Origin of the sequence: Kitasatospora sp. NPDC056531, from assembly GCF_042794375.1 — a bacterium.
GTDB lineage: Bacteria > Actinomycetota > Actinomycetes > Streptomycetales > Streptomycetaceae > Kitasatospora.
Map to the genome: position 1 here is coordinate 1 of NZ_JBHTTU010000231.1, position 4,230 is coordinate 4,230.

A 4,230-nucleotide genomic window follows, 5' to 3' on the forward strand; every position below is an offset into this window, starting at 1 on the left:
CTGGTGGGCATCGCGCTCGCCGTCCTGCGAGTGCCGCTGGTCCTGCCGCTGATGGTGCTGGAGTTCGTCGCCGCCCTCGTCCCACTGGTCGGCTCCCCGATAGCGCTGGCCGTCGCCGCACTGGTCGCGCTGGCCGCCCGCGGACCGGTGGTCGCCCTGCTCGTACTCGCCCTGATCGTGGTCATCGGCCAGATCGAGGGCCATCTGCTGCACCCACTGGTGCTCGGCTGGTCCGTACGGATCCACCCGGTGGTCATCGCCCTGTCGGTGATCGGCGGCGCCGTCCTGGCCGGGGTGCTGGGCGCGGTGGTGGCCGTGCCGGTGGTGTCGGTCGCCTGGGCGGTCCTCGGCGAGCTACGGGACCACGGCCGGTCACCGTCGGATTCCGCTTCAGCGGGCGATCAGCCGCGCGCCCGCCAGGACGAACGGCGGCACCCACACCAGGCTGAAGGCGGCGAGCACGGCAGGTGAGTGCGCGTCGGGACTGACCGGCAGAAGGCCCCCGAGAGGGCCACCGGCCCCGACGGCCGTCCGCGCGCTTGCGCGCCGGATGCTGAGACGTCATCCCCTCACACCTCACCGTCCGGTAATCGCCGCCCAGGTCCTCGACCTCGGCAACCCGACGACGGCGCCGATCCAGTCCCGGGTGCGGACCGCCCGCACCGAGGTACGGCCACCGAGTACGGCGGCACAACCGTCGCAAAGGCACCGGCCGTCGACGCACGAGCCGATGACGCACCCGGCGCCCAGCAGCTCTACCTCTGCACGAACACGGGCTGAGGGCCCGGTACCTGGCCGAGCCGGGTCGCTAGCCCTGCTCCGGGCCGAACCGGCGCCGGTACTCCGACGGGGCGAGCCCCGTCTCCCGGCGCATCAGAGTTCGCAGGTTGGCGGCGGTACCCAGCCCACTGCGCCGCGCGACGGTCTCGAAGCGTGACTCGCCCCGCTCGATCAACCGGCAGGCGAGTGCGACGCGTTCCTTCGTGAGCCACGCCAGCGGTGTCGTGCCCAGTTGCGCCCGGAAGCGGCGGTGCAGCGTCGCCGGGCTGGCCGAGGCGCGTTCTGCCAGGTCGGACACCGTCAGTGGTGCGTCGAGCCGCTCCTGTGCCCAGGCCAGGACCGGCGCGAGAGACTCGTCCGGGATTTCGGGCACGGGCCGCTCGACGAACTGCCGCTGCCCGCCATCTCTGTGTGCCGCGAAGACCAGCCGCCGGCTGACGGAGTTGGCGATCTCCGCGCCGACGACGTGCGGTACGTGCTGCTGACCAACACCACCTCGCGCACCAGGCGTTCAATCGCCGGAACCCTTGCCGAGGCGGGGTTCCCGGTCGGTGTCGAGTGCGTGCTCACCGCGCCCGCCGCCACCGCCGACCGCCTCGCGGGGTCCCGGTGCCTGCTGCTCAACAGCGGCGACATCCGGGAGGACCTGGCCGGAATCGAACTGGTCGATGATCCGGACGATACCGAGATCGTGCTGATCGGTGGAGCAGGGCCCGAGCTCGACTACCGGGCGCTCAACCGGGCCTTCGCCGCGCTCCAGGGCGGGGCACGACTGGTCGCGATGCACCGGAACGCCTACTGGCGGACGTCGGAGGGGCTGCAGCTCGACAGCGGCGCCTTCGTCGCCGGATTGGAGTACGCGGCCGGCGTGCGGGCCGAGGTGCTCGGCAAACCGGCCGAGGCGTTCTTCGCCGGCGCCCTCGCGCACCTGGGCGTCGCCGCGGCCGAGGCCGTGATGGTTGGTGACGACATCGAATCCGACGTGCTCGCGGCACAGAGGTACGGGATCACCGGCGTGCTGGTCCACACCGGCAAGGCGGCCCCGGGCGCTCCGAAACGCGGGAGCGCCGAACCGGACCACGAGCTCGACTCCGTGGCTTCCCTGCCGGAGCTGCTCTCCCAGCTCCGGCAGGGGTGAGCCCACGGCCGGTCCGGAGATGCGACGGCCGGCTCATCGTGAGTCCCTGGTCTTCGAACGACAGGAAACGATAGGAAACGATCGGCGGAGGAGAACGGATGGGCCTGCCCCTTTCCGCCGGCCACGTGCTCGTGCGTCTCTCGGACGGCACTCGGGAAGCCGCGGACGCGCTCCTCGACGCGCTCGAAGCCGTCTTTCCGACGCGCACCGGCCGTAGGCGAACCCGGTCGGCAATGTGTGGGAGGACCCGCCCACGGTGACATCGGACGGCACCTGGACCGTGGCCGAGCCGGGCCCCGACGGCGCCTCGGCAATCCCCGTACCGGGCCCTGGGGTGAGCTCCTCGCAGACGTTCGACGTTCACAGCGCGTCGACGCCGGAGAACCGCCTCCCACCAGCCGGTGGGATCACCGCGGACCTGCTCGGCACGCCCGAGGACGTCGAGACGATGGTGCACACGATCGCCGACCTCTGCTCGGCGCGCGAGGAGAACCGGGAGGAGCAGGGCCCGCGGCTGGCGGTACGCCTGCGGCTCGGGTGAGCCGCAGTGTGCGGAGCCCCGGTGTTCGCAGCCCCGGCCGACCCGGGCCCGGCGCCGTACCAGGGCCCGTCCGCCCTCTTCGCCGCCGTATGCGCGGGGTCCACCGGCATCGCCGGGCTCGACCTCATGGCGGTCCGGCGACGCCTGGCCGCAGGACGGGGGCGCGCCCCCGTCACGCCCGCAGGGCGGCGAGGCGGCGGCGGGCCGGGTTGAGCGAGCGGCCCCGGCGCGGGGCGTCCCGCCAGGGGTCGTCCTTGAGGAGCCCGTCGACGGTGGCCAGGGTCCAGCGCTGCGGGGTGAGGTCCGGGTCGTCCACCTCGGCCCAGCTGATCGGCGCGGCGACGGGGGCGCCCGGCCCTGCCCGTACGGCGTAGGGGGTGACGGCGGTCTGCGCGTAGGCGTTGCGCTGGACGTCCAGGTAGAGCCGGCCTCGGCGGGCCTGCTTCCTGGTCTCGGTGGTGAGTCGGTCGGGGTGGCGGGCGACCAGGAGATCGGCCAGGTCGCGGGCGAAGGCGCGGACGTCGTCGACGGCGGCGCGCCGGTCCAGGGACACGAGGACGTGCAGACCGCGGGAGCCGGTCGTCATGACGGTGGACGGCAGCCGGAGCTCGTCGAGGAGTTCGTGGAGCAGGCGGGCGGCCTCGCGGACCGGGGCGAAGTCCTCGTCGGGAGGGTCGAGGTCGAAGACCAGCCGGTCGGGGTGGTCCGGCTCGTCGGCGCGGGAGAGGAACCGGTGCGGGGTGATGCACGCCTGGTCGGCCAGGTAGAGCAGGGTGGCGGTGTCGTCGCAGACGGCGTACGTCACCGTGCCGTCCTCCTTGGGCAGTTCGGCCCGGTGGATCCACTCCGGGAAGTGGTCGGGGATGTCCTTCTGCATGAAGCCGTGGTCGTCGATGCCGTCGGGGTGGCGCTCCAACATCAGCGGACGGCCGCGCAGGTGCGGCAGCATCCGGCGGGCGACGGCCCGGTAGTAGTCGGCCAGTTCGGCCTTGGTGATGCCGTCCTCGGGGAACAGCACTTTGTCGGGGCGGCTGAGTTCGACGGTCCGGCCGCCGACGCGCAGCTTCCTGATGGTCATCGTTCCTCCCCGGAGGGCTGCTCGCGGACCACCTCGCGGGCTGGCTTGTCGTCGCGCAGCCCGAGGTAGCGGGGGTGGCGCACCCTGCCCGCGCGGGTCCATTCGGTGAAGCCGATCTGGGCGACCAGTTCGGGGCGCACCCAGTGGGCGGTGCGTTCGCGCACCTCGTTGTCGAAAGGCGAATGGCGCCGTTCGAGGCCGTCGAGCCGTTCACGCAGGCGGCGCAGGGTCGCGGTGCCGTAGCCGGTGCCGACCTTGCCGGCGTAGCAGAGGCGGCCGTTCGGGCCGTCCTGGTGGTAGCCGAGCAGCAGGGCGCCGAAGCCGACCCGGCTACCGGCCGGTTCGGTGAAGCCGCCGATCACGAGCTCTTGGCCGACGTCGCACTTGAGTTTCAGCCAGTCACCGGAGCGGTGGTGGCGGTAGGTGCCGTCGGCGCGTTCGGCGATCAGCCCCTCCCAGCCACGGGCGCACGCCTCTTCCAGCAGGTCGTGGCCGTTGTGGTTGCGGTGCGGCGTGAAACGCAGGGGCGCGCGGAAGTCGAGGGCGTCGCGCAGCAGGGCCTTGCGGGTGCGCAGCGGAAGGCGGATGGTGTCCCGGTCGTCCAGGCGCAGCAGGTCGAACAGGTAGTACGTGACGGCGACCGGGTTGGCTCGCACGGCGCGAGGGTCGATGAGCTGCATGCGCTGCTAGAGG

4 protein-coding genes and 2 pseudogenes are annotated in these 4,230 nt (G+C 72.7%); 3 read left to right on the forward strand and 3 right to left on the reverse strand.

Going from position 1 to position 4,230, the window contains the following annotated elements:
- On the forward strand, positions 1-471 hold a 471-nt coding region (locus tag ACFQ87_RS44785; protein ID WP_380616806.1), incomplete at its 5' end, for an AI-2E family transporter.
- 337 nt (positions 472-808) lie between these two features.
- Here ACFQ87_RS44785 and ACFQ87_RS44790 read toward each other — a convergent pair.
- Positions 809-1,240 (reverse strand): annotated as a pseudogene (locus ACFQ87_RS44790) (helix-turn-helix domain-containing protein); the annotation flags it as partial.
- Between ACFQ87_RS44790 and ACFQ87_RS44795 the strand changes: the two are divergent.
- Together ACFQ87_RS44795 and ACFQ87_RS44800 are read left to right on the forward strand one after the other, a co-directional pair.
- Positions 1,175-1,918: an HAD hydrolase-like protein gene (locus ACFQ87_RS44795; protein ID WP_380616809.1), complete on the forward strand. Its 744-nt coding sequence runs from the start codon at positions 1,175-1,177 to the stop codon at positions 1,916-1,918. The pseudogene ACFQ87_RS44790 and the gene ACFQ87_RS44795 overlap by 66 nt on opposite strands.
- A 256-nt stretch (positions 1,919-2,174) precedes the next feature.
- Positions 2,175-2,459: a hypothetical protein gene (locus ACFQ87_RS44800; protein WP_380616807.1), complete on the forward strand. Its 285-nt coding sequence runs from the start codon at positions 2,175-2,177 to the stop codon at positions 2,457-2,459.
- 172 nt (positions 2,460-2,631) lie between these two features.
- On the opposite strand, the gene ligD is transcribed toward ACFQ87_RS44800, so the two are convergent.
- Both ligD and ACFQ87_RS44810 read right to left on the reverse strand, forming a co-directional pair.
- The gene (gene ligD / locus ACFQ87_RS44805; protein WP_380616808.1) at positions 2,632-3,537 is read right to left on the reverse strand and encodes a non-homologous end-joining DNA ligase; all 906 of its coding nucleotides are present in this window, start codon (positions 3,535-3,537) and stop codon (positions 2,632-2,634) included.
- Positions 3,534-4,223: pseudogene (locus tag ACFQ87_RS44810) on the reverse strand (ATP-dependent DNA ligase); the annotation flags it as partial. The pseudogene ACFQ87_RS44810 and the gene ligD, both read right to left, overlap by 4 nt.
- Positions 4,224-4,230 lie beyond the last annotated feature (7 nt).

Bases quoted from the DNA above. Each gene is read 5' to 3' on its own strand.
- ligD (WP_380616808.1), bottom strand. From the start codon at position 3,537: ATGACCATCAGGAAGCTGCGCGTCGGCGGCCGGACCGTCGAACTCAGC.